Raw genomic sequence first — 24,189 nt, 5'->3', positions numbered from 1 at the left:
GAGCGAATCAACCGGACCACGAGGCACCAAATGACCAAGCCGATGCTCGGAGCCATCATCGGCAAGACGGGTGCCGATATCCGCCTCTGGTCGCATCATGCCGAACGCGTGGAGCTCTGCCTCTTCGATATCAGCGGCGAGACCGAACTCGCCCGCCTCTCGATGGTGCGTGGCGAAGGCGATGTGCATCATGTCTTCGTCGAGGGTTTGAAGGAAGGCGCCCGCTACGGCTTCCGCATCCACGGCCCCTATGATCCGTCTCAAGGCCATTGGTACGATCCATCCAAGCTCTTGATCGATCCCTACGCCACCGAGCTGGACCGCCCCTTCGTTTACGACGCTCGCCTCGGTCAGTTCGGCGTCGACACAGCCGCCCTGATGCCTAAAGCCATCCTGAAGGCGCACAAGCTGCTGAAGCCCATGATGCCGCTCGGCGAGCGCACCGGCTTCATCTACGAGGTCAACGTCAAGGCAATGACCATGCTGCATACGGACGTACCCGAAGCTCAACGCGGCACGCTATCGGCCCTCGCCCATCCCGCCGTCCTCGCGCATCTGCGCCGCATCGGCGTCGATATGGTCGAGCTGATGCCGATCACCGCCTGGATCGATGAAAGGCATCTGCCACCTCTCGGCCTCACCAACAGCTGGGGCTACAACCCCGTCGCCATGATGGCGCTCGATCCCCGTCTCGTACCCGGTGGTGTCAAGGAACTCCGCGACACGGTCGCCGCCCTGCATGCCGAGGGCATTGGCGTCATCCTCGACCTTGTCTTCAACCACACCGGTGAAAGCGACGTGCATGGCACGACGCTCTCGCTGCGCGGCATCGACAACCGGTCTCTCTTCCGCCATGTGGCCGATGATCCGGGCACGCTGGTCAACGACACCGGCTGCGGCAACACGCTGGCCTGCGACCATCCCTTCGTGCGACAGCTGATCGTCGATACGCTCCGCCACTTCGTTCTCTCGGCCGGTATCGACGGCTTCCGCTTCGACCTCGCGCCGATCATGGGTCGCCACTGGGACGGCTTCCATAAGAATGCCCCCACGCTTCGAGCCATCCTTGAGGACGAGGTGCTGGAAGATCGCATCCTGATTGCCGAACCCTGGGATATCGGGCTCGGCGGCTATCAACTCGGCCGCTTCCCGCCCGCCTTTCTCGAATGGAACGACCGCGCCCGCGACACCTTCCGCCGCCACTGGCGGGGCGATACTGGTACGACCGGGGATCTCGCAACGGCGCTTGCCGGCTCGTCTGATCTCTTCGCCCATGACGGCCAAGGCCAGACCCGCAGCGTTAACTTCATCGCAGCCCATGACGGCTTCTCGCTCTACGACCTCGTTTCCTACGCGCACAAACACAACGAGGCGAATGGCGAGCAAAACCGCGACGGTCACAACGAGAACCATTCCTGGAACAACGGGGTCGAGGGTGAAACCGCGGACAAGGCGATCCTGAAGAAGCGCCGGCAGGATGTCGAAGCCCTGCTCTCGACGCTCTTCGCCAGCCGGGGCGCCGTCATGCTCACAGCCGGCGACGAGTTCGGCCGCACCCAGCGCGGCAACAACAATGCCTATTGCCAGGACAATGCGCTCACCTGGCTCGACTGGTCTGGGGTGGACGGGGAGTTGATCGAAACGACAGCCCGCCTCGCCGCCATGCGCCAGCGTTTCTCCTGCTTCATGGATACGAGTGGCCTGACCGGCGAAGATGACGTCGCTTGGCTGAACACTGACGGTCTGCCCATGACGGTCGCCGACTGGGAAACGCCCGATCTCGGCGCCTTCGCCATGGTTCTTGCCTCCATCGATCGGGAGACGGCCAAGGACTGCCATGTTGCCGTGCTCTTCAATCGCTCATCTGAGCCAAGGGACTTCGCGCTACCCTCACACGACAAGCGCAAATGGCGCCGCCTCGAGACGGGCCGCAGCGCCGCCAAGCTGACGGTGAAGGCGCGCAGTGTCGATTTCTGGATCGAAACCTGAGTTTTTCCCCGGCAGTGACTTTAGCCTCTTCCTCATGACATCAAGCGGCTGTAGCCTGCGGGAATTATTGAAGGATCAGGTTCTTTTCATGCCGCAAGAGATTTCGCTCAAGGACGTGCCGGGCCTCGTTGGAACCGTGGTCGGCGTATCCGACTGGATCACCGTCGACCAGCCGATGATCGACGCCTTTGCCGGCGCCACCATGGACCACCAGTTCATCCACACCGACCCGGTGCGCGCCGCCGCCGAAACGCCCTTCGGCGGCACCATAGCCCACGGCTTCCTGACGCTCTCGCTCTTGTCAGCGATGAACTACAACTGCCTGCCGAAGATCCTCGAACAGACCATGGGCATCAATTATGGCTTCGAGAAAGTCCGCTTTATGTCGCCCGTCCGGACGGGCAAGCGCATTCGCGGCTCCTTCAAACTCGCCGAAGCCCGCTTTCGCGGCGCGGGCATGCTGATGAACACCTATGAGGTGACCGTCGAGATCGAGGACGAACGCAAGGCAGCCCTGACAGCCGACTGGATCACCATTTCCCAGTTCGACCCCAAGGACCGTCCGGAAGGCGTCTGAAACGAGAGGCGGATGCGGCCATGACCGACGAGCGCAGCCAAGCGATCCGCCAGAGTTTCCTTCGGCAAGCCAAGGCCTGTCACGATCTTGGCTCACCCTTCACCGCCCGCCTCTGCACGCTGGCGGCAGAACGGCTGACGGAAGAGACGAGGGTCGGCGCCATGATCCTCGGCTGGCCCGGCAATCCCGACGGCACCGGCGATGCGCTTGCCCTGCGGCTCGCCGGCACGCTGCATGCGCTTGTTCGATCTGGCCAGGACCCTGCAGTGTCAGCCGTCTACCCGCCCCATAACGCCGACAACGACACCCTCTGGGCCGCCGTCGAGGCTGCCTTGCGCCAGGACGAAGCCTTCATGCTGGAGCGCCTGAAATCCGCCCCGCAGACCAACGAGGTGCGCCGCTCCTCCGCCCTGCTCCCCGGCTTCCTGACCATTGCGGCGCTAACCGGCAAGCCGCTGATCCTCTCGGAAGTCGGCGCCAGCGCCGGCCTCAACCTGCAATGGGATCGCTACAGCTACCAACTGGGAGACTTCCGCTGGGGCCAGGCCTCCGCCGTCGAACTCGCCCCACGCTGGGAAGGCCCTCCGCCACCGCAAGCCACAATCGAGATCACTGAACGCGCCGGCTGCGACCTGAACCCGCTCGACCCGGCCTCGCAAGACGACCGCCTGCGGCTCTTCTCCTATATCTGGGCCGACCAGCAGGACCGCCTCGACCGCACGGCAGCAGCGCTTGCCATGGCCACCGAGAGCGGCCTGCAGGTGGAAAAGGCCGACGCCATCGACTGGCTGCGTAAACGTCTGGCAACACCGCATCCGGGCATGACCCATGTCATCTACCACACCATCGCCTGGCAGTATCTGCCACCGGCGCTGAAGGCCGAGGGTGAAGCCCTGATCGCAGACGCCGGCAGCCGCGCGACGGATGCCGCACCGCTGGCCCGCCTGCGGCTGGAGGCCGACGGCAAGCCGGAGGGGGCGGCACTCCTGCTCACGCTGTGGCCATCAGGCGAGACTCGCGAGATCGGTCGGGCGGATTTTCACGGGCGCTGGGTGAAATGGCTGGGGTGGGAGGGTTCAACCGCCTGAGTTGAACAGAGCCGGTCTCACGTCCACTATCGGCCCATAGCGGTCATTCCAGGACCAAGCTAAACATGTCCGTGATGGAGTGGGAAGCGGGCGGTCCTATATCAGGTGCAAGTCTTGAACTGGGCATCAGAACCCTTCATGTCGCAGTCATGATCATCGCCTATGCAGCGCGGCTGATGATGCGAATGCTGGAGACTACTCGATGCTTAAACTCAGAGCTGCCGTGCTTTCCGAAGCGAATGACCTTACTGAGCTATGCCTCCGGTCCAAGGCAATTTGGGGTTATGACAACGCGTTCCTGGAAGCATGTCGTAAAGAGTTGACCGTCACCAATGACACCATTCTTGGGTCACTTGTCCAAGTTGCCGAGGTGGATGGAAGGGCCGTTGGGTTTGCACAGGTTTCCCTTCAGGACGGCAATTCTGCTGAACTAGAGGCTCTTTTTGTCGATCCCGACACTCAGCGGCTGGGCGTTGGTCGAGCGCTATTCGACTGGGCGATCTCTACGTGCCGCGAACACTCCATCTCGACAGTTATGATAGAATCTGATCCTGGCGCAGCATCGTTTTACCGCCGCATGGGAGCTGAAGACATTGGGCAAGTTGCTTCAGGATCGATACCAGGCCGCATGATCCCCAAGCTGCGCTTCAATGTTATCTGACGAACGGCGTCTGTTTTGTTACGCCTCCTACACCAAAAGCCGTCTATTTACACCAAGACCTAATGTCTGCTTTTCGGGCTTAGCTCTACCCTGTGCGAACGACCGAAATGGGGTCGACACAGGTCCTTCATCAAAGCGTGCGCCTACGTCCGCTTCTGGCGCAAAGCCGCCATCTGCTCTTCCCCCCGACTCACGTGCTACCTAGCAATGGCGTCACCGCACTTGCGCCCGATCAGCAATCAAACGCAAAATGCACGAAGGCCGGGTCACCCCGGCCTCCTCAACCCCCTTCAGACACGCGCGCTTCAGAGCGAGGCATCCTCCGCGCCTTCACTCAGCATGCCGAACGCATATTCCGCAAACGACCGCCAGCATTCGACGCGAAACGTCTCTTCCTCGACGCGGTAGAGGATGATCTCGATCTTGCCGAACACCGTGCGCGTCACGGCCCCCACCGGGAAGGCGGCAAGCGAGAGATCAAGCGGGCTCGCCGCATTCAGGGTGTCGGCAGCGGCAGGTCCCGAGACGATGATCGCCGTGTTGCGGTGGGAGATGTCGGTGGCCGAATGAACCACGCCGGAGGCGGCGCAGTCGGCCATCAGCTCTGCGCCCTTCTCGTCGATCAGGAACCATTCGTCCGGACCGATCCAGAAGGCCGTGCGGCCCTTGGCGGAGACAGATGTCTTTGGCTTTGTCGGCAGCTTGAGACCAAGTGTCTTGGAGAGGCCCGCCACGGCATCGGCGCCAGCGCGCAGCGAGACGCGGGTGGCGGGAAGTGCCGGTGTGAGACGCACCTTGGCGCTGCCGCCGTGGAAGCCGGCAAGAACGGTCTTGCGGTCTGCAACAGACATATCAGCCATGGATGCGGCCTCCTTCCTTGTCAACGAACACCATGTCGGTGACTTCCACCGCAATGGTCTTGTCCTTCATCGGCACATAAAGCGTCTGACCCATGCGGGCGCGTCCACCGGCCACCATCGCGATCGCAATCGAGCGGCCAAGGTTTTCCGACCAGTAGGACGAGGTGACGTGGCCAAGCATGGTCATCGGCTTCGGCTGGTTCGGATTGGCGACGATCTGGGCGCCCTCTTCCAGAACTTCGTTCGGATCCTTGGTGAAGATGCCGACGAGCTGCTTGCGGCCTTCCTTGACCAGATCCGGACGCTTCATGCCGCGAATGCCGACAAAGTCGGTCTTCTTCTTCGACACCGCCCAGGAAAGGCCGGCATCGTCAGCCGTCAGCGTACCGTCGGTGTCCTGACCGACGATGATATAACCCTTCTCGGCGCGCAGCACATGCATGGTCTCGGTGCCATAGAGGCAGGCGCCGAGCGACTGCGCGCGCTCCCAGATCTGGCGGAAGACGTCAGCGCCGAAATCGGCGGGCACGTTGACTTCGAAGCCGAGCTCACCGGTGAAGGACACGCGGAACAGGCGCGTCGGCACGCCGCAGAACTTGCCTTCGGCCACGCTCATATGCGGGAAGGCCTCGTTCGAGATGTCGATGCCCTCGACGAAAGGCGCGATGATGTCACGGGCCTTCGGACCCTGGACGGCGATGACAGCCCATTGTTCGGTGGTCGAGGTGAGCCAGACCTTCAGATGCGGGAATTCCGTCTGCAGATAGTCTTCCATGTGGTGCATGACACGCGGCGCACCGCCCGTCGTGGTGGTCACGTGGAAGCGGTCCTCGGAGAGACGCCCGACGACGCCGTCGTCATAGATGAAGCCGTCTTCGCGCGTCATGATGCCGTAGCGCGCCTTGCCGGGCTTCAGCGTGTCCCAGGCATTGGTGTACATCAGGTTCAGGAACTCGGCAGCATCGGGACCGACAACCTCGATCTTACCGAGCGTCGAGGCGTTGAACACGCCGGCTGCGTCACGCACCGTCTTGCATTCGCGGTTGACGGCGGCATGCATGTCTTCGCCCGCCCTAGGGTAATACCAGGCGCGCTTCCAGTTGCCGACATCTTCATAGACGGCACCCTGTGAGACTTCATAGGCATGCATCGGCGTCTTGCGCACGGGATCAAACAGCGCATCACGCGAATGGTTGATCAGCGTGCCGAACGTGACGGGCGTATAGGGCGCGCGGAAGGTGGTGAGACCGACCTGCGGGATCTCCTTGCCGAGCACTTCGGCGGCAATCGCCAGACCATGCATGTTGGAGAGCTTGCCCTGGTCAGAGGCCATGCCGTTGGTCGTGAAGCGCTTGATATGCTCGATCGAATGCATGCCCTCGCGCACGGCGAGGCGGATGTCCTTGGCGCAGACATCATGCTGGAAGTCGACGAAAGCCTTGACGTTGTCCTCGCGGCCAGCGCCTTCGGCAGCGCCGATCATGCCGCCGGTCCAGGCGTGTGCATTGGCACCGGAAAGCGAGATGGAAGGCGTTTCAGTCGCGCCGGCGGCCTTGGCCGAGGAGAGACCAGCAGTCGTTGCCTCGTCGAGCAAGGCCTGCAGGTCGTCAGTGCCTTTGCAGCCGCCGACGGAGACGCAATCCTGCACATAGACGTCGGGTAAGAAGCGGTCATTGGCCGCGTCGTATTTCAGCTTGCCGCGCGACTGCGAGAACATGTGCACCGACGGCGTCCAGCCGGCCGACATCAGAAGCGCATCGACCTCGATCTTGCGGGCGGCGCCACCGCCATTGCGGCGAACGGTGATCGAGCGGACGCGGAGGCGACCTGATGTGTCGACGACACCGTGGCCGGTCAGCACTTCGATGCCCAGCGCCCGCGCCTGGGCCAGTACGCCCTCGCCCGGCTTTTCGCGGGCATCGACGATGACAGGCACAGAGACACCTGATTTCTTCAGATCGATTGCCGCTTCATAGGCCGAGTCATGCGCCGTGTAGACGCCGACCTTGGCGCCGACGGCAACGCCGAAATGGTTGAGATAGGTGCGGCCGGCAGAGGCCAGCATGATGCCCGGACGGTCGTTGTTGGCGAACACCATATGGCGTTCGATCGAACCGCTGGCGATCACCACGCGCTTGGCACGGACCTGCCACAGCCGTTCCCGCGGCTTGTTCTTGGCCGGCTTGGCGATGTGGTCGGTGACACGCTCAACAAGCGCCACGTAATTGTGGTTGTGATAGCCGAAGGCGGTCGTGCGAGAGAGCACGGTGACGTTGGCCATACCCTTCAGCTTGGCGACGGTCGCCTGTGCCCAGTCCCAGCCGCTCTGGCCGTCGACGGTCGCACCGGTGTCGAAGTGGAAGGCACCGCCCATTTCCGGCTGTTCGTCAACGATCATGACGCGCACGCCCGTCTGGGCGGCAGCCAGCGCCGAAGCGAGACCGGCGGCACCACCGCCAATCACCAGCACGTCGCAGTGGGCGTAGCGGTTGGCGTAATGATCCGGATCGGCTTCCTTCGGCGCATGGCCGAGACCGGCGGCGCGACGGATGAAGGGCTCGTAAATCTGGTGCCAGGCAGCCTTCGGCCACATGAAGGTCTTGTAGTAAAAACCGGCGGCGAAGAAGGGCGACAGCAGGTTGTTGACCTCGCCGATGTCGAGCGACAGCGACGGCCAGCGGTTCTGCGTCTCGATCTTCATCCCGTCGAAGACTTCCTGCACGGTCGCCCGCACATTCGGCTGGCGGCGGGCAGCGTCACGCGACACGTCGAGCAGCGCGTTCGGCTCTTCCGGACCTGCGGTCAGGATGCCGCGCGGACGGTGATACTTGAACGAGCGTCCGGCGAGATGCATACCGTTGGCGATCATGGCAGACGCCACGGTATCACCTTCATAGGCCGTCAAAGTGCGGCCATCGATGGTGAAGCGGGCGGTCAGCGCCGGCGTCAGGCGACCCTTGCCGGGAATACGGTTGGCAGCACTCATGCCTTTTCTCCCTTCGATGCAGACGGGGCAACCAGTGTTGCAGGATCGGGCATGGGTTCACCGGCCTTGTAGGTCAGCAGGATCTTGTCGGAGATCGTGTCGCGGGCCGCGTTGAAGAAGCGCCCGCAGCCATGGATATGGCGCCAGCGTTCGAAGATCAGGCCCTTCGGGTTGTCACGCAGGAAGAAGTAGTCGGCGAACTCTTCGTCCGTAATCGAAGCGATGTTTTCCGGGCGCGCGATATGCGCTTCACCGGCGGCGCGAAACTCGAGCTCAGCACGCTCTTCTTCGCAATAGGGGCATTTGATGACCAGCATGATGGACGATCCCTAATTCAGTGCGCCACGGCAGCGGCGGCTGCCTCGTCGATGAGGCGGCCGGTGCGGAACCGGTCGAGCGTCAGGCCCTGGGCCAGCCGGTGCGGCTCGCCCTTGGCGATGAGATGGGCAAAGAGGTTCGCCGAGCCCGGCGTCGCCTTGAAACCGCCCGTACCCCAGCCGGCATTGACGAAGAGGTTCGGAACCGGCGTCACGCTCTGGATCGGTGAACGGTCGGCCGTGTTGTCGGTGATCCCGCCCCACTGGCGCATCATCTTCACACGACGGAACATCGGGAAGAGTTCGCAGATGGCATCCAGCGTATGGGTGATGATCTGCATGCCGCCGGTCTGGCTGTAGGAATTGTACTGGTCGGTACCGGCACCGATGACCAGCTCGCCCTTGTCCGACTGCGAGATATAGGCATGCACGGTGTTCGACATGACGACGCAGGGGAAGATCGGCTTCAGCGGCTCGGAGACGAGCGCCTGCAGCGGCGTCGAGTGAACCGGAAGACGCACACCCGCCATGCCCATGACGACGGAGGAGTGGCCGGCAGCGGAAACGCCGACCTTCTTCGCGCCGATAAAGCCCTTGGTCGTGTCGACGCCGGTGACTTCACCATTCGGACCACGGCGGATGCCGGTGACTTCGCAGTTCTGGATAATGTGCACACCGCGATCCGACGCTGCACGCGCATAACCCCAGGCGACAGCATCGTGACGCGCCGTGCCGCCGCGGCGCTGGAGCGCTGCACCATTGATCGGGTAACGGGCGGTCTTGGAGATATCGAGCGGCGGGCAGAAGGCCTTGGCCTGCTCCGGCGTCAGCCACTCATTGTCGATGCCATAGAGATTGTTTGCATTCACATGCCGCTTGAAGGACTGCTGGTCATGCACATTGTGCGACAGCATCATTACGCCGCGCGGCGAATACATCACATTGTAGTTGAGGTCCTGGCTGAGGCCCTCCCAGAGCTTCAGCGAATGCTCGTAGATGTCCATGCTCTCTTCATAGAGATAGTTGGACCGGATGATCGTCGTGTTGCGGCCGGTATTGCCGCCGCCGAGCCAGCCTTTTTCGATCACGGCGACATTGGTAATGCCGTGCTCCTTGGCGAGATAATAGGCCGCGCCCAGGCCATGGCCGCCGGCACCGATGATGATCACGTCATAGGACTGCCGCGGCTCGGGAGAGACCCATTGAGCCTCCCACCCCTTGTGGGCACGCATGGCCTCACGGACAACGGCAAAGACCGAATATTTGCGCATTCGCCTTAAACTCCTGTGGTTCAGGCATTTGGGTAGGATGATACAGGTCGCAGATCAACCCACGACATGACGTCCGTTTTGCGACGCATTGTCATCCGTCTTTCGACACCCCAGAAGAAGTGCAGTGTAGGGCGCAAAATTATTGGCGGGAAGCCTTGCGCCATATGGACTTCACCAGGGTCTTCTGGTATCTCGCAACCCAATCGCCGGACTCAGTGGCCGCGCGAACCATTACGCTGTTTCCGAAGATGCGACCTCCATCGACGGAAGGACCAACACTTAAAACCAAAGGAACGGGATAAACGTGCAGGTACTAGTCCGCGACAACAACGTTGACCAGGCGCTCCGCGCTCTCAAGAAGAAAATGCAGCGCGAAGGCATTTTCCGTGAAATGAAGATGCGCGACTTCTTCGAAAAGCCGTCCGAGAAGCGTGCGCGCGAAAAGGCCGAGGCCGTTCGCCGCGTCCGTAAGCTCGCCCGCAAGAAGATGCAGCGCGAAGGCCTTCTGCCGGCCCCTGCTCGCGCGCGCTGATCAGCCTAGATTTAGACGTTTTCCTATGAAATGAGGGCGGGGGCGAGACGAATCGCCGCCGCCCTTTTGATATGAAACACGAACTTGCGCTGTCCGACGCCTACGAGGGGTTCTGGCGGCCGCCGGATGATGCGCCTCATGACGAAAACCTCCGTGCTCCTCTCCGCCTCCCAGGCTTCGCGCTTACCGCGACTGGCCACTGCGGCAGCCCTGCTCGCCACACTGACCCTGGCAAGCTGCGCCACCACGACGGAAACCACGGATGTTATTCGTCTTGACCGGGCCCAGGGCTCCGAGGAAAACATCGCCTCTCTGACATCAGTCATCCAGTCCAACCCGCGGGATCCGGAAGGCTACAACGTGCGCGGCTCGGCCTATGGTCGCGCAGGGCAGTTCCGCCAGGCGCTCGACGATTTCAACACCGCCCTGCAGCTCAACCCGCAGTTCTTCCAGGCCTATGCCAACCGCGCGCTGGTCTACCGCAACATGGGCAAGCCGGTCGAAGCCGCCGCCGACTACAACCAGGCGCTCAAGATCAACCCGAACTACGACGTCGCCTATATCGGCCGCGGCAACATCTATCGTCAGGCCGGCCGCATCGACGAGGCCTTCGGCGACTTCAACCGCGCCATCCAGCTCGATACGACCGATGGTCGTGCCTTCCACAATCGTGGCCTGATATACCAGGTGCGCGGCGACCATGCGAAGGCGATCGATGACTTCTCGAAGGCGATCTCGCTTTCGCCGCGGGCGCCTGAGCCCTACAATGGCCGTGGCGTATCCTATGTCGCGCTGAACGATGACGACAACGCATTCGCCGATTTCAACCTCGCGATCGAGCTGAACAACAACATCGCCGAGAGCTGGGCCAACCAGGCGCTGATCTATGAGCGCCGCGGCGACAAGGCCCGTGCAGCCAAGTCCTACAGCCATGCGCTGCGCCTCGACCCCAAATACGAGCCGGCCAAACAGGGCCTGGCGCGCACGCGCGGCACGACAAGCTGAGGCCAGAACCATCGGCAAGACATCGAAACGGCGGGGTGATCCGCCGTTTTTTTTATGGCCATGGATTGATGCGGACGATGGGCAAAGAAAAAGGCGATCCGTTGCCGGACCGCCTCTCGTCAATCAATGCTCTATCGCCGATCAGCGCATCATGAAGACGCCGGCAACCGACAGCACGATCCAGATGAAGAACCCGCCGAGCAGGCCAGCACCGCCGAAGAAGCCGGCAGCCATGGCGATCATCAGCGCAACCAGGATGACGGTGCCATACTTGGTGCCAGCGATGAAGACGTCATAGGTCTTCTCGTGCTCCTTGTAGTCCATAGAAGCACCGGTTTCGACCGGACCGGAATGATGTTCGCTCATGTTCGATCTCCCAAATCTTAAGCCTAGCGGCACCACGGCGGAATCACATCTGACGAAACCATGGGCAGAAATGTATCTTTTTCCCGCATACACAAACGGCAGGCGGAGCGCAATCGGATCCGACGTTTGTGGTCAATAATCCCGACCAGCGACAGCGCCCGTGACCTTTCCCGCCGCCACGAGTCGCGCCGAAGGCAGGACCGTCAGCGGCGTGGTCGACAGCGCCCCCTCCCCACGTCCGAACATCAGGCGGCGCTCGTGCACCCCGGAATCGAAGAACGGATAGCGCTTGAGGAGTTTCGCACCCGTCGTGTGGGTATTGGTGGCCATGAGTGTGAGCTCAAGACCATAGATCTCGGTCATCCGCCGCTCGACGACAGTTTCCGCATAGAAGACGCGCTTGTAGAAGGCAGTATGATGCGGCCGAACGTGTTGCAGCACGCGGTCCGCCCTGAAATAGGCGGCAGCGACAATGCTCGTCCGAAGAGTGATGTAGGGGAGAATGGGCAACTCGCTTGCCACATCTGGATCGACAGCGAAACGCGCGGGGTCGATCAAGGTCAGTCCTGCATCCAGATAAGCCTCCATCACGTCGGGAAAGACGCCTGCCGACTGTGATAGGGGATGTCTTGGGGTCACGTGGTGAAGCCGTATCGTGCTGACAAGCTCTTCGAAATAATAGATCCCGAAAACATAGGCGTGCCTGTCGAAATCAGCATCATCAATCATGCTTGGCGCCGCGACAGGCAGCACGTTCGCTGCCTTGTAAGCCTTGTAACGCAGTTGCTCGATATCTTCGAAATCTTCTTGAGTCTCGATCCGGCGATACTCGATGAAATCGAGGTAGCGCATCAATCGTTCCGAAAAGCCTTCCAGTTCCATACTGATACCCCGCCGGCTGCAACCGATGGCATGGGGTATCACCTATCGTTCCGCCTCGCCCCCCTGAAAATTAATAAGATATTAAAATGCGATAGGTTAAGGTTAACAGTCGCATCCGCAACCATCTCTGCGACACGCGGTAAATCTGACTGGAAATGGAAACAGGCAGCAGAACAGGTGCGTCAAGCCACGCCGGCTTGGGCAGCGATCCCGTGGACTTCTGCCTCCTCCGCGAGAGCGGCGATGGCGTGAGCGGCGATCGGCATCGAGAAGACGTAGCCCTGAATGAGATCGGCGCAGTTGTGCTTCTTGATCAGCGACAGCTGCTCCCGCGTTTCAACGCCTTCGACCACGATCCCGATGTCAAGACCGCGCGTCAGGCTGACGATCCCCCGCAGAAGCTTCAATCGGCGGGCGTCCTGCCCGATGTTGCGAACGAAGGAGCGATCGATCTTCACCACGTCGACGGGCAGGGTATCCAGGTAGCTGAGGCTCGAGAAGCCGGTGCCGAAATCGTCGATGGAAATCGTGATCCCGAGCCCGCGTAGCCTGTCCAGAACGGCGCGGGCGGGAGTGAGTTCTTCGATCAGGCTGCTTTCCGTGACCTCAAGATGCAGCAGCTTTGCCGACAGCCCAGTCTCCGAGAGTATCCGTTCGATCATGGCGGCGAGATCGCCCTGCCTGAGATCGTGGACAGAAAGATTAACCGAAACACCGATCGCTTCCGGCCAAGTCTGGCAATCAAAACAGGCTCGGCGCAGCACCTGCTCCGTGATCTCTGTGACAATGCCCATCTCTTCTGCGATCTGGATGAAGATGTTCGGCGCAATCGGTCCCTTTTCCGGGTGATGCCATCGGGCAAGCGCCTCGCAACAGACGAGACCGCGCCCATCCGGAGTGAACATGGGCTGGTAGACGACGGTGATGGCCTGCTGGTCAACGGCCGCTCTGAGATCCGCCTTCAGCCGCTGCCGCTCCAGATAACGCGCATCCATTTCCTTGACGAAAAGCGTAAAGCTGCCACGGCTGCGTGCCTTCGATTCGAACAGCGCGATATCCAGCTTGACCAGCCAGTCATCCATGTCGAATGCAGCACTCTCGGCAAGCACGGCCCCGGCGGAGAAAACGACCGGGACACGCATCCCCTCGACATCATAATCGGCGCTGGCGGCGAGATGCAGGTTACGCATCACGTCTACGAGGTCGTCCTCGTCCTCGACATTCGGAAAGAAGCAGATGAAGTGATCGCCCACCTGACGGCCGACAACAGCCTTGCCTGCGGCAAACTCCGTCAGGCGAGACGCGATGGACACCAGCAATTTGTCGCCGGTCAGATGCCCCTTGAGATCGTTCACATGCTTGAAATCGGCAACATCAAGGATCATCAGGCCGACAGTCGTCCCGAACTCGCCGGAGCGCTCCAGACGCTCGCGGACGAGGTCGATGAAGTATCCCCGATGCGGCAGCCCCGTCAGACTATCGTAACGTGCCATGTGCAGGATCTTGCGATCGGCATGCACACGAGCCGTCACATCCTCGAAGATCAACACGACCCCACCCTCGTCGCGCCGCTTGGCTGAGAACTCCAGCACCAGATCTTCAGAGAAATGCATGAGTGCGCGGCTGGAGAGCCCTTGCACGAGCTGGGCGAGCTGTTTCTGCAGAAGGCTCGACATGGATCCGTCCAGAAACGTATGCCGGACGCCGTAGCGCAGAACGACGTCGAGATCGCAGCCGACGAGGCGGCGACGGTCCCCCAGGTTGAGCAATTCGCAGGCCTTCCGATTGACCACCTCGATCCGATTGTTCGGATCAAGCATCAACAGACCATGTGTCATGTTGCTGAGAGCCGTGTCGAAGCGATCGGCAATTTTTGCCATTTCGCGAGAAGCCAGAACATTTTCATAGAGGAAGTCGCGCACACCATTGGCCATCGACCGCACGGTGAGGCCAAACGGCACGAGCATCAGCGACAACAATGCCTTGAAGAGATCCTGTGCAAGAAGGCTGCCGATGATCATGGGCACGCAGCACGCCAAAGTCTGCAGATCGACAGCAAGCCTTGAACCATAGTTGCGGCCGACGACGGACACCATCGAGGCCATGGTCACGGCTATGCAGGCAAGTTCCGCGAATGTGTCTTCGAAGGCGAGCATCGCGTAACCGCTGCCGACACCCAGGATTGCAGCAGTCGAGGCGCCCCCGATGACATAGCGGCGTTCCCAGGCCGCGATCTGCTGGCGAGTGAGCTTCGACTTGTCTTCCCGATCGAAGACAAAGAAGGAGCTCAGCCGGAACGAGAAGACGGCGACGAAGCAGGCGCACAGGAAGAGGTAGAAGGACGCTCCCGTCTGCACATAGACCGTGACGAATGTCAGGATGTGGACAACCATGCCGGTAAACAGCGTGAAGCGGTTGTCGAACAGAGAGCTCACGAACGACAGATACACATCCGTGGGCACATTTTTCTCATGCCCCCTCTCGGTATTCATGATCTGCCCTCCCGGCAAGGTTGGACGCGAAACCTCAGTTTTCAAATGATGTCTCTTCCAATCCTTGTGCCTGCTTTGCGGCAAAAAGCATGTCCTAAAACGTCACAGCAACACGCAAAACGAAGCAACTCCTAAACTGCACTGCTTCTAGGTGACACGCAAACCACTAAGCGAGAACCTCTTAAGGGCGGCCTATCGAAACTATTAAAATGCAAGCAAACACAAGCGATGCGCGCAGACGGAAACCAGTGCCAGCTTCGGCTGCAGCTGCCGCCAGTTCAACTTTCGTTGCCCCTGGGGGCGGATCGGTGCAGTCCAGTTGCACGTGGTTTGCCATTGCTCTAAGCACGAAGCGACAAGGGGAGAAAAAACACAATGACAATCCTGTTGGCTGTTTCTCGGCTGATCGACGCGATCAACGGGGCCATCGGGCGCTGGGTTTCCTGGCTGCTCCTGGCCGCCGTCCTGATCAGCGCCGGCAACGCCGTCATCCGCAAGACCTTCGACATGTCATCCAACGCTTGGCTGGAAGTACAGTGGTATCTGTTCGGCACCGTGTTCATGCTGGCAGCCGCCTACACGCTCCAGCGCAACGAGCATGTGCGAATTGACGTGCTGGCGGGCACTTTCAAGAAGCGCACACGCGACTGGATCGACCTATTCGGCCATATCTTTTTCCTGCTGCCCTTCTGCCTAATGATGACGTATTTTGCGTGGCCATTCTTCTGGCGCTCGTTTATGTCGGGCGAAATGTCCTCCAACGCTGGCGGCCTGATCATTTGGCCGGCCAAGGCCAGCATCCTTGTGGGCTTCGTTCTATTGAACCTCCAGGCGTTCTCGGAAATCATCAAGCGCTTTGCCATCATTCGTGGCGACCTCGAGGACACGACGGTCGCGTCCGGACATGGCAAACCTGATCTGCCTGCCGACGACGCTGCGAGCCAGACGAAGGGGGGCAACAATGCTTGATATTTTCGCACACAACCTCGCGCCGATCATGTTTATCATCGTGATGGGTATGCTGCTGATCGGCTACCCGGTTGCATTCACGCTGGCGGCCGGCGGAATCTACTTCTTCATCTTCGGTGTGGAGCTCAGCCATATCTCGCCGGAGATAAGATTGTCCTGGCCGCTGGCCCAAGCCAACATGAACCGTGTCTTTGACATCATGCGCAACGACACGCTTCTGGCCATTCCCTTCTTCACCTTCATGGGCCTGATCCTCGAGCGGTCGCGCATGGCGGAAGACCTTCTAGACACGATCGGCCAGTTGTTCGGCACCGTGCGCGGCGGCCTGGCATTCGCGGTTGTCATCGTCGGCGCGCTTCTAGCTGCAACGACCGGCGTCGTGGCAGCCTCAGTCATCGCCATGGGCCTGATCTCACTGCCCATCATGATGCGTTACAACTACAATCCAGGCCTTGCCGCGGGTACGATCGCGGCATCCGGCACCTTGGCGCAGATCGTTCCGCCTTCGCTGGTTCTGATCGTCATGGCCGACCAGCTCGGTCGCTCCGTGGGCGACATGTATGTCGGCGCCATGCTGCCAGCATTGATGCTGGTTGGCATGTATTGCCTCTACATCTTCGCGGTCACATTGATCAAACCGGAATGGGCACCCGCACTTCCTCCTGAAGCCCGCCCACTTGGTTCAGGAGGGACGTCTCTCTATTTCATCCTTCTGGCTGCGATCGGTCTCTACTTCATCAGCTATTACTTCGTGTTCACGGAGTTCCGCTACGAGACGCGCGTGGTCTGGGCAGCACTTGCAGCGACAGTCATCCCATACGTGTTTGCCCTGGCCAATCGTCATTGGAACCTGGGTTATATGTCGAAGATGGCCGAGCAGGTTGTCATTGTCCTGATCCCGCCACTTGCGCTCATCTTCCTCGTCCTCGGCACGATCTTCCTCGGCATCGCAACGCCGACAGAAGGCGGCGCCATGGGTGCTGCCGGCGCACTGATCATGGCGCTGGCAAAACGCAGACTCAACCTGAAGACCCTGATGCAGGCGCTGGACTCGACCGCGAAGCTAGCGACCTTCGTCATGTTCATCCTGATTGGTGCCCGTGTCTTCGCGCTCACCTTCTATGGGATCTCGGGCGATATCTGGGTTGAAGAACTGATGCTGGCGTTGCCGGGCGGTGAGACAGGCTTCCTGATCGTCGTGACGATCATCGTCTTCATCCTCGGATGCTTCCTCGATTTCTTCGAAATCGCATTCGTTCTGGTGCCGTTGCTGGCACCCGTGGCAGACAAGCTCGGCATCGACCTTGTCTGGTTCGGCGTATTGTTGGGGATGAACCTGCAGGTCAGCTTCCTGACGCCACCCTTCGGCTTTGCCCTCTTCTATCTGCGCTCGGTTGCACCGACCAAGGCCTGGCACGACAAGACGACCGATCGCATGATCGAACCCATCACCACGCGGTCGATCTACACAGGGACGTTGCCGTTCATCCTGATCAACATCCTCATGCTGGGCATTCTGATCGCCTTCCCCGGTCTTGTGACCCACTACAAGGCCGCGCCCGTGCAGATGAACCAGACGGACATCAACAGCCAGATCAACGATGCAGGTGGTTCCGGCTTCGGTCTGCCAGGCATGAGCCTCGATGGAGCACCTTCGCTGGGTCTTCCGGGACCCGGTGATGGCATGCCTGCGATGCCGAATTTCGGGGCTCCGACAACGCAGCCGGCCACACCACCGGCAGGAGGCACATCGCTTCCGGCCCCAGGTGGCCTGCCAGGCCCTGGCGATGCCGGCGGCCTGCCGCGGTTCGACTGAAGGCGAAGGCCTCTCAAAAATGAGACCCGGCGGAGACGCCGGGTTTTTCTTTGGCCAAGCGCCGATAATCGATTCGAATGGATCACGACACAAACAAATAAGGCCCCGGGACTGGACGTCCCGAGGCCTCTTCGATCAGTCTGAAGCGAAAAGCTTAGAGCTTGCCGCCGCGCTGCTGCAGCATCATGAAGGTGTCGAAGCTGTACTCGGACAGCTGGAACCACAGATAGCCGTCGCCGCGATAGCCCATGTACGAGTCATGCAGCTTCTTGAACTGCGGGTTCTCGGCGCTGATCTCGCCATAAACCTTGGTCGCCGCGTCGAAGCAGGCTTCCAGAATTTCGCGGCTGTAGGGACGAAGCTGAGTGCCGTCTGCGACGAGCTGCTTCAGGGCAGCCGGGTTGAGGCTGTCGTAGCGCGCCATCATCACACCGTTGGCGAGCGCCGACGCACTCTTGACGATACCCTTGTAGTTGCTCGGCAGCTCGTTCCACTTGTCGAGATTGATCATGTTCATCAGCGTCACGCCACCTTCCCACCAGCCGGGATAGTAGCAATAGGGCGCGACCTTGTTGAAGCCGAGCTTGGCGTCGTCGTAAGGGCCGACGAATTCGGCACCATCGATCGTGCCGCGTTCGAGAGCAGCGTAGATGTCACCACCCGGGATGTTCTGCGGAACGACTCCGAGTTCGGAAATGATGCGACCACCGAAGCCGCCGATGCGGAACTTCAGGCCCTGCAAGTCGGCGACCGTGTTGATTTCCTTACGGAACCAGCCACCCATCTGCGCACCGGTATTACCAGCCGGGAACGAGATCATGTTGTTGGCGGCATAGAACTCATTGAGCAGGTCGAGACCACCGCCCTCGTAGAGCCAGCCATTGGTCATGCGCTGGTTCAGGCCGAACGGAACGCCCGTGCCGAATGCCCAGCTCGGATCCTTGCCAAAGAAGTAGTAGGACGCGGTATGCGCCATTTCGATGGTGCCATCACGAACGGCATCTGCACCTTCCAGCGCACCGACGATTTCGCCAGCCCCGAAGACCTGGATCTGGAAATTGCCGTCGGTTGCTTCGTTGACGGCTGCCGCAAACACTTCGGCAGCACCATAAATGGTGTCAAGCGCCTTGGGGAAGCCCGACGAGCAGCGCCAGGTGATCTTGGGGTTTTCCTGCGCGATGGCTGGTGCTGCCAGCACGGTGGACGCAGCAGCGCCCGCACCGGCGACGCCAGCCTTCTTGATAAATGAACGACGATCCATGAACTACCTCCCACTTGTTGCCCCACCGGCGGGCATCGTCGGCCCCTCCCGGCAGCGATGCGCGAGCTAACCATTTTGTCTAAAGGGATTCAAGCGCTTGGACTCTATTCTTTTGGATGAGAGCTTTCACTTGAGCGTGCCTGTAGAGGGCAGTCGCTATGTTAGCGCGAACATGTAAAACGAGGCAAGAAACTGCGCAACCGTAGCGCTCTACTGCGCAAGGCTACAATTTTTATGACCCGCTCCGCAAATGCTCAAGGCAACATCAGGAGCGCCAGATCTGCACCGGGTATATCCGTCACCTCGTAAGAAAAGTGCCGCCCTCGAACCAGTGTCAGCAAAGTGGCTCCACCAGGATCGCTTATCGTCACACTGCCATCTTCGTGCTGGGTCCAGGTGGTTGCACGCACCAGACCAGGCCAGACCTCTTCGCAATCGGGTGGAGCGAAAAAATCGCGACTGCGACTGGTGAGAGCCGCGCCGCGCTCCACCAGACAGACCGTCTTTCGTGTGAAGTTGGACACGGAAAACTGGGCCGGTGGCGAGACGGATCCCGCATGCAGCTTCGCGGCAAAGACCGACGGCGTATGGTCGGCAGGTGGAATTGTGCCGAGCACGATCGGATCGGTGGCCATTTGCGCGGAGCGCTGCGGCAGAGCCCAGATACTGAGTCCGACCACCGAGACACCTGCACACAGGAGAACTGTCGCCACGATGGCGAGAGAGGACTTCATCGGAGCATCCTTCCGCTCGAGACCCCATATGGCAAGAGGATGCACCGGCAAGCTTGCGGAAGGCTGACCGCCGAATCAGCTCCTTGGATACGGCGCTTCCGGAACCGGCGTGAGCGGCCGTCCCGTATCGAACCAGCTGACGATATTGTCGACGACAAGATCGGCCATGGCGTCACGCGTTGGCACCGAGGCCGATGCGACATGCGGCAGCAACGAGACATTCGGCAGGTCGATCAGGGCCTGGGGCACGCGAGGTTCGTCGGCAAAGACGTCGAGACCGGCAGCAGCGATCGTACCAGCCTGAAGGGCGGCGATCAGCGCGGGCTCATCGACCGTCGAACCGCGACCGACATTGATGAGCACGCCGTTCTGCCCCAGCGCGGAGAGGACTTCGGCGTTGATTGCACCATTGGTCTCCGGCGTCGACGGGACGATGGAGATCAGCACATCGACCGCCTCCGCGAGACCCGTCAGGGTGTCGTGATAGACAAAATCGACATCCGTGCGGGGTCGCCGCGTATGGTAGGCAAGTTCGACCTTGAACGGCAGGAGACGGTTGGCAATCTCCATGCCGATCCGGCCGAGACCGTGAAGGCCGATCTTGCGCCCCTTGAGCGAAAGCGGCGAGAGTGGAAATGCCCCCACTTTCTCCCAGCGTCCGTCACGCAGATAACGCTCGGCGAAATAAAACTGACGCATGGTATTGAGAAGCAGCGCGATCGCCGTATCGGCCACCTCATCGTTCAGCACGTCGGGCGTATTCGTGACGACCACCCCGGCAGCTGAGGCCGCCTTCACATCGACGCCGTCGTATCCGACCCCGAAGCTGCCGATCACCTCGAGCTTCGGCAAGCGCTCGATCAGCGAAGCAGGAAATCGGCCGGAGACCGCAGCGCCGCGCACTCGCTCCAGTTCACCCGCGTCCACATCGGCGGCAGTGGCATCGGAGATTTCCAAAAGATCGAACCGATGCGAAAGACGGGCACTGACGCGCGGATGAATGCGGCCTGGAATGAGCACGAGGGGGCGATCGGACATGGCTGTCTCCTTGCGGGGCGAGGATCATGGACGAGCGGCCTTGAAGCCGCCTCGGGGATCACCGACGGATCGGGCCGGTCGATTGGCGAATGCGCATCTCGGGCTTGATCAGGTGGATGCCGTCAGGCTCATGACTGCCGGCAAGCTTGTCGAGCAGCGCCCGCGCGGCAAGCCGCCCGACCTCCGCCTGACCGTTCCAGACGGTTGTCAGGGATGGCGTGGCGATCGAGGCTTCCTCGAGGTCGTCATAGCCGGTGACCGAGATGTCCTGGCCGGGGATGAGACCGGCACGGGCAATGCCGTTCATCAACCCGATGGCGACGAGATCGTTCCAGCAGACGGCCGCCGTCGGCTTCTGCGGAAGCGACAGAAAGTTCACCGCCGCCTCGAAACCGCCCTGCTTGGTGCGGGGGCCCGGGATGCGCAGGCCGGGATCGACTTCGATACCCGCCTTGCGCAGCGCGTTCACATAGCCCTGGTAGCGGTCACGCCCCGTCGATGTCTGGTCCGTGCCGCCGATCATGGCAATCGAGCGATGGCCAAGGCCAATCAGATGGTTGGTGGCCAGCGAAATGCCGTAGCTGTCGTCGCCGCGATAGATCGGCACATCGAGCCCATCCATCGAGCGGGCGATGAAGATCGCCGGCATGCTGTTATTCTCGGCGAGCAACACGTCTTCCGGCGGCGTGCCGATGGCCGGCGACATGATCACCCCGTCGCCGCCCAATTGCAGCAGCGTCTCGATGAACATGCGTTGCTTCTCGACGCTGTCGTAGTGGTTCGAAAGAATGAAGGTGTGTCGGCTGCGATCGAGTTCGGTCTCGATGGCTTTCAGGATTTCGCCGTAGAACGGGTTCATGATGTCATGCACGACGACACCGATGATCCCGGAGCGGGAGGTGCGAAGGCTCGCAGCACGGCGGTTGTAGATGTAACCGAGGGCGCGCGCCTGCTCCTTGATCTTCTCGCGGGTATCGGCCGCAACGAGCGGGCTGTCACGCAGGGCAAGCGAAATGGTCGCCGTAGAGAGACCAAGCGTCTCCGCAATGGTCGAAAGCTTTACCTTTTGTGCCACGTTTCCTCCCTCGCAGCAGGCCGGTGGGCGCTCGACCGCCCTTAAAAGATTTAATTAAACAATTTAATTGGCGATTTCAATCACCGTCATCGTCCGCATGATCAGCTGACCGCATGCCGCTCTGACCCGAGAGATTGCCCTCGATGGCCGCCAGCAGCTTGACCAGGATCTTCACTTCCTTGCCCGACAGGCCCTGGAGGGCATGAGCCTCGCAGGCAGCCGTCACCGCCGCGATCTGAGCCACGCTGCCGCGCCCCTCGTCGGTGAGATAGACCTTGGTCAGGCGTCCGTCTCGATCGTCGGTACGGCGCATGACGAAGCCCTGCGCCTCCATCCGCCCGATGGTGCGGGTCATGGTGGGCGCTTTGACACCGAGCTGATGGGCAAGCGAACCCGGCGTCTGGCCGTCCTCCTGCGCGAGAAGTTGCACAACGCCATCCTGGCCCGGATAGAGCCCGCTTTCGGCAAGCCCATGGGAAAGCCGGGTTCGCAAAGCACGTGCGACCTGGGTCATGGCACCACTGAGCACACCCGAAGCCGGCGGCTCCTTCTTCTTGCTCTTCTTCTTTTCACCGCGGTCCTTGTCGGCCTTGTCCTTTTTCGCCATGACTCTCCCCGGTCGACAAACGCTGCGGCCCTCACTGCAATCCGCCGCGACGGCTGCCATGCATAACGAAGATGATGAGGTTAGACCAGATGGCGAAGCCAGCCCTGTCGTTCGCGGACAACGATCCCCGGCTGAAAGCCGATGACCGGCGCAACTGGATTGCCGTCCTGCCGCTCGGCGCCCACGAGCAGCACGGCCCTCACCTGCCCTTCGAGACCGACACGATCATCGCTGAAGGCATCATGCGCCGCGTCGCCGAGGCCCTGCCGCCGCATCTGCCCGTCACCATCCTGCCGGCGGAGCCCGTCGGCTATTCGATCGAACACATGCATGTCGAAGGCAGCCGGACACTCACCTATGACGAGGCGATCATCCGCTGGCTCGGGATCGCCGAAGATCTGAACCGCCAGGGCATTCGCAAACTGGTGCTGATGAACGCCCATGGTGGCAATTCCCCGCTGCTGACGATTGTCGCAACCGAAGCACGGGTGCGCTTCAACATGCTGGTGGTCGCAACAAGCTGGACACGCTTCGGCCAGCCGGACGGCTGGATTGCACCCGAGGCGAAGGCCGTCGACATCCACGGCGGAGACATCGAGACATCGGTCATGCTGGCGCTCGCACCGGATCGGGTGGACATGACCAAAGCAGAGAGCTTCCCCTCCCAGCAATCCGACTTCGCCGCCCGCTTCCGCCATCTGCGCGCCTACGGCCCCCATGCCTTCGGCTGGAAGATGTCGGATCTCAACCCACAGGGCGTGGCCGGCAATGCGGCGGCAGCGACGGCAGAGAGGGGGGAACGATTGCTGGCCCATTCGGTTGCAGGCCTTCTCGATCTACTGGATGACGTGCACAGGTTCGATACTGCAACATTGACGTGAGCTTGCAGGGCCGACAGGGAAGGCGCATATTGGTCAAGAGAGAGCGTGAGGAAGAAGCATGCGTGTTTCCATGGAGCAGGCAGCCGCGCGGGTCGAAGAACTTGTAGAGCGAGCCGAACGCGGAGAGCCCGTTATCATCACCCGCGACGGGCAGGATGCTGTCGTCTTGCAACCGATCGAATCGACCGGCCGACGTCCTGCGCTAACTCTCGAGGAACGACGGGCCATTCTCGAAGAGATCATGGCCAAGGCCCCTCGCCCGGTTCCAGGTGAGCCGCTCGCTGACAGGAGTCACGACTTTCTGTACGATGAAAACGGTCTTCCGACGTGATCGCACTCGACACATCTGCACTGATTGCCATCATAAAGAATGAAGCGACTGCTAAGGCCTGTGCAGCAGTTCTGGAAACCCCAAACAGTCGCCTAGTGTTGTCAGCTGGCACGCTGCTCGAACTGAAAATCGTGGCTCTTCAAAAAAATTGTACGGATGAATTGTCGCGACTGATTGCATCCCTCAATGTCGAGATCATCGACCTGACGGCTTCCCGCGCGGAGCTCGCTGCCGCAGCCTACCAACGCTTCGGCAAAGGCATCCACCCGGCCTCGCTCAACTTCGGCGATTGCTTTTCCTATGCCACCGCCAAGGAGTTCGACTGCCCGCTTCTCTATGTCGGAGACGACTTCACACGCACCGATGTCCGCTCGGCGCTGGCCGCCGCCTGAGCCGTACGAAAGCCTTTGAACTGGCAAGACGGAACGCCTATATGGTGGTAACACCATTA

23 protein-coding genes are annotated in these 24,189 nt (G+C 60.9%); 11 read left to right on the top strand and 12 right to left on the bottom strand.

Annotated features, from left to right (window positions below; all coding sequences use genetic code 11):
• Positions 1 to 30 precede the first annotated feature (30 nt).
• From glgX to IP85_RS03010, 4 genes are all read left to right on the top strand, one after another.
• Positions 31 to 1,989, top strand: coding sequence for a glycogen debranching protein GlgX (gene glgX, locus IP85_RS03025; RefSeq protein WP_054148195.1), 1,959 nt, complete (start codon positions 31 to 33; stop codon positions 1,987 to 1,989).
• An 88-nt stretch (positions 1,990 to 2,077) separates the two neighbouring features.
• Complete coding sequence (locus IP85_RS03020; protein WP_054148508.1) at positions 2,078 to 2,566, top strand: MaoC family dehydratase; 489 nt, start codon at positions 2,078 to 2,080, stop codon at positions 2,564 to 2,566.
• A gap of 20 nt (positions 2,567 to 2,586) precedes the next feature.
• On the top strand, positions 2,587 to 3,654 hold the full coding sequence (locus IP85_RS03015) for a DUF2332 family protein (RefSeq protein WP_054148194.1): 1,068 nt from the start codon (positions 2,587 to 2,589) through the stop codon (positions 3,652 to 3,654).
• A gap of 202 nt (positions 3,655 to 3,856) precedes the next feature.
• Complete coding sequence (locus tag IP85_RS03010; protein WP_054148193.1) at positions 3,857 to 4,315, top strand: GNAT family N-acetyltransferase; 459 nt, start codon at positions 3,857 to 3,859, stop codon at positions 4,313 to 4,315.
• A gap of 305 nt (positions 4,316 to 4,620) precedes the next feature.
• On the opposite strand, the gene IP85_RS03005 is transcribed toward IP85_RS03010, so the two are convergent.
• Genes IP85_RS03005 through IP85_RS02990 form a run of 4 tightly spaced genes read right to left on the bottom strand, consistent with a single transcriptional unit; the run spans position 4,621 to position 9,749 of the window.
• Positions 4,621 to 5,175, bottom strand: coding sequence for a sarcosine oxidase subunit gamma (locus IP85_RS03005; RefSeq protein ID WP_054148192.1), 555 nt, complete (start codon positions 5,173 to 5,175; stop codon positions 4,621 to 4,623).
• Positions 5,168 to 8,161, bottom strand: a complete 2,994-nt coding sequence (locus IP85_RS03000) for a sarcosine oxidase subunit alpha (RefSeq protein ID WP_054148191.1) — start codon at positions 8,159 to 8,161, stop codon at positions 5,168 to 5,170. Before IP85_RS03000 ends, IP85_RS03005 begins: the two co-directional genes overlap by 8 nt.
• Entirely contained in the window at positions 8,158 to 8,478 is a 321-nt protein-coding gene (locus tag IP85_RS02995) for a sarcosine oxidase subunit delta (protein WP_054148190.1), read from the bottom strand. Before IP85_RS02995 ends, IP85_RS03000 begins: the two co-directional genes overlap by 4 nt.
• 17 nt (positions 8,479 to 8,495) lie before the next feature.
• On the bottom strand, positions 8,496 to 9,749 hold the full coding sequence (locus IP85_RS02990; RefSeq protein WP_054148189.1) for a sarcosine oxidase subunit beta family protein: 1,254 nt from the start codon (positions 9,747 to 9,749) through the stop codon (positions 8,496 to 8,498).
• Between the two features lie 304 nt (positions 9,750 to 10,053).
• Between IP85_RS02990 and rpsU the strand changes: the two genes are divergently transcribed.
• Together rpsU and IP85_RS02980 are read left to right on the top strand one after the other, a co-directional pair.
• Positions 10,054 to 10,281, top strand: a complete 228-nt coding sequence (gene rpsU, locus IP85_RS02985) for a 30S ribosomal protein S21 (RefSeq protein ID WP_054148188.1) — start codon at positions 10,054 to 10,056, stop codon at positions 10,279 to 10,281.
• Between the two features lie 138 nt (positions 10,282 to 10,419).
• On the top strand, positions 10,420 to 11,286 hold the full coding sequence (locus IP85_RS02980) for a tetratricopeptide repeat protein (protein ID WP_054148507.1): 867 nt from the start codon (positions 10,420 to 10,422) through the stop codon (positions 11,284 to 11,286).
• A 141-nt stretch (positions 11,287 to 11,427) separates the two neighbouring features.
• Here IP85_RS02980 and IP85_RS02975 read toward each other — a convergent pair whose 3' ends face one another.
• The 3 genes from IP85_RS02975 to IP85_RS02965 form a co-directional block, all read right to left on the bottom strand.
• Complete coding sequence (locus tag IP85_RS02975; protein WP_054148187.1) at positions 11,428 to 11,652, bottom strand: aa3-type cytochrome c oxidase subunit IV; 225 nt, start codon at positions 11,650 to 11,652, stop codon at positions 11,428 to 11,430.
• Positions 11,653 to 11,784: 132 nt separating this feature from the next.
• Positions 11,785 to 12,534, bottom strand: a complete 750-nt coding sequence (locus tag IP85_RS02970; protein ID WP_054148186.1) for a hypothetical protein — start codon at positions 12,532 to 12,534, stop codon at positions 11,785 to 11,787.
• A 182-nt stretch (positions 12,535 to 12,716) separates the two neighbouring features.
• Positions 12,717 to 15,026, bottom strand: coding sequence for an EAL domain-containing protein (locus tag IP85_RS02965; protein WP_054148185.1), 2,310 nt, complete (start codon positions 15,024 to 15,026; stop codon positions 12,717 to 12,719).
• Positions 15,027 to 15,401: 375 nt separating this feature from the next.
• On the opposite strand from IP85_RS02965, the gene IP85_RS02960 reads away from it, so the two are divergent.
• Both IP85_RS02960 and IP85_RS02955 read left to right on the top strand, forming a co-directional pair.
• Entirely contained in the window at positions 15,402 to 15,995 is a 594-nt protein-coding gene (locus IP85_RS02960; protein ID WP_054148184.1) for a TRAP transporter small permease subunit, read from the top strand.
• The gene (locus IP85_RS02955; protein WP_054148183.1) at positions 15,988 to 17,811 is read left to right on the top strand and encodes a TRAP transporter large permease subunit; all 1,824 of its coding nucleotides are present in this window, start codon (positions 15,988 to 15,990) and stop codon (positions 17,809 to 17,811) included. The genes IP85_RS02960 and IP85_RS02955 overlap by 8 nt, the downstream gene beginning before the upstream one ends.
• A 154-nt stretch (positions 17,812 to 17,965) precedes the next feature.
• On the opposite strand, the gene IP85_RS02950 is transcribed toward IP85_RS02955, so the two are convergent.
• From IP85_RS02950 to IP85_RS02930, 5 genes are all read right to left on the bottom strand, one after another.
• Positions 17,966 to 19,072: a TRAP transporter substrate-binding protein gene (locus tag IP85_RS02950; RefSeq protein ID WP_054148182.1), complete on the bottom strand. Its 1,107-nt coding sequence runs from the start codon at positions 19,070 to 19,072 to the stop codon at positions 17,966 to 17,968.
• Positions 19,073 to 19,326: 254 nt separating this feature from the next.
• Positions 19,327 to 19,806 carry a hypothetical protein gene (locus IP85_RS02945; protein WP_054148181.1) on the bottom strand — a complete coding sequence of 160 codons (480 nt, stop codon included), beginning with the start codon at positions 19,804 to 19,806 and terminating at the stop codon, positions 19,327 to 19,329.
• A gap of 75 nt (positions 19,807 to 19,881) precedes the next feature.
• Positions 19,882 to 20,844 carry a 2-hydroxyacid dehydrogenase gene (locus tag IP85_RS02940; RefSeq protein WP_054148180.1) on the bottom strand — a complete coding sequence of 321 codons (963 nt, stop codon included), beginning with the start codon at positions 20,842 to 20,844 and terminating at the stop codon, positions 19,882 to 19,884.
• 58 nt (positions 20,845 to 20,902) lie between these two features.
• Entirely contained in the window at positions 20,903 to 21,919 is a 1,017-nt protein-coding gene (locus IP85_RS02935; protein WP_054148179.1) for a LacI family DNA-binding transcriptional regulator, read from the bottom strand.
• A gap of 76 nt (positions 21,920 to 21,995) precedes the next feature.
• On the bottom strand, positions 21,996 to 22,526 hold the full coding sequence (locus IP85_RS02930) for a MarR family transcriptional regulator (protein WP_054148178.1): 531 nt from the start codon (positions 22,524 to 22,526) through the stop codon (positions 21,996 to 21,998).
• Between the two features lie 89 nt (positions 22,527 to 22,615).
• Between IP85_RS02930 and IP85_RS02925 the strand changes: the two genes are divergently transcribed.
• Genes IP85_RS02925 through IP85_RS02915 form a run of 3 tightly spaced genes read left to right on the top strand, consistent with a single transcriptional unit; the run spans position 22,616 to position 24,130 of the window.
• Positions 22,616 to 23,407, top strand: coding sequence for a creatininase family protein (locus IP85_RS02925; protein ID WP_054148177.1), 792 nt, complete (start codon positions 22,616 to 22,618; stop codon positions 23,405 to 23,407).
• A 58-nt stretch (positions 23,408 to 23,465) separates the two neighbouring features.
• Positions 23,466 to 23,738 (top strand): type II toxin-antitoxin system prevent-host-death family antitoxin, encoded by a 273-nt coding sequence (locus IP85_RS02920; protein ID WP_054148176.1) that lies wholly within the window; start codon positions 23,466 to 23,468, stop codon positions 23,736 to 23,738.
• Complete coding sequence (locus IP85_RS02915; protein ID WP_054148175.1) at positions 23,735 to 24,130, top strand: type II toxin-antitoxin system VapC family toxin; 396 nt, start codon at positions 23,735 to 23,737, stop codon at positions 24,128 to 24,130. Before IP85_RS02920 ends, IP85_RS02915 begins: the two co-directional genes overlap by 4 nt.
• The last annotated feature ends 59 nt before the right edge of the window (positions 24,131 to 24,189 follow it).

This window comes from Rhizobium sp. AAP116, assembly GCF_001295785.1.
Taxonomy (GTDB): domain Bacteria; phylum Pseudomonadota; class Alphaproteobacteria; order Rhizobiales; family Rhizobiaceae; genus Allorhizobium.
Note: the sequence above shows the minus strand (reverse complement) of the source record. Positions and strands in the feature narration are given on the sequence as shown.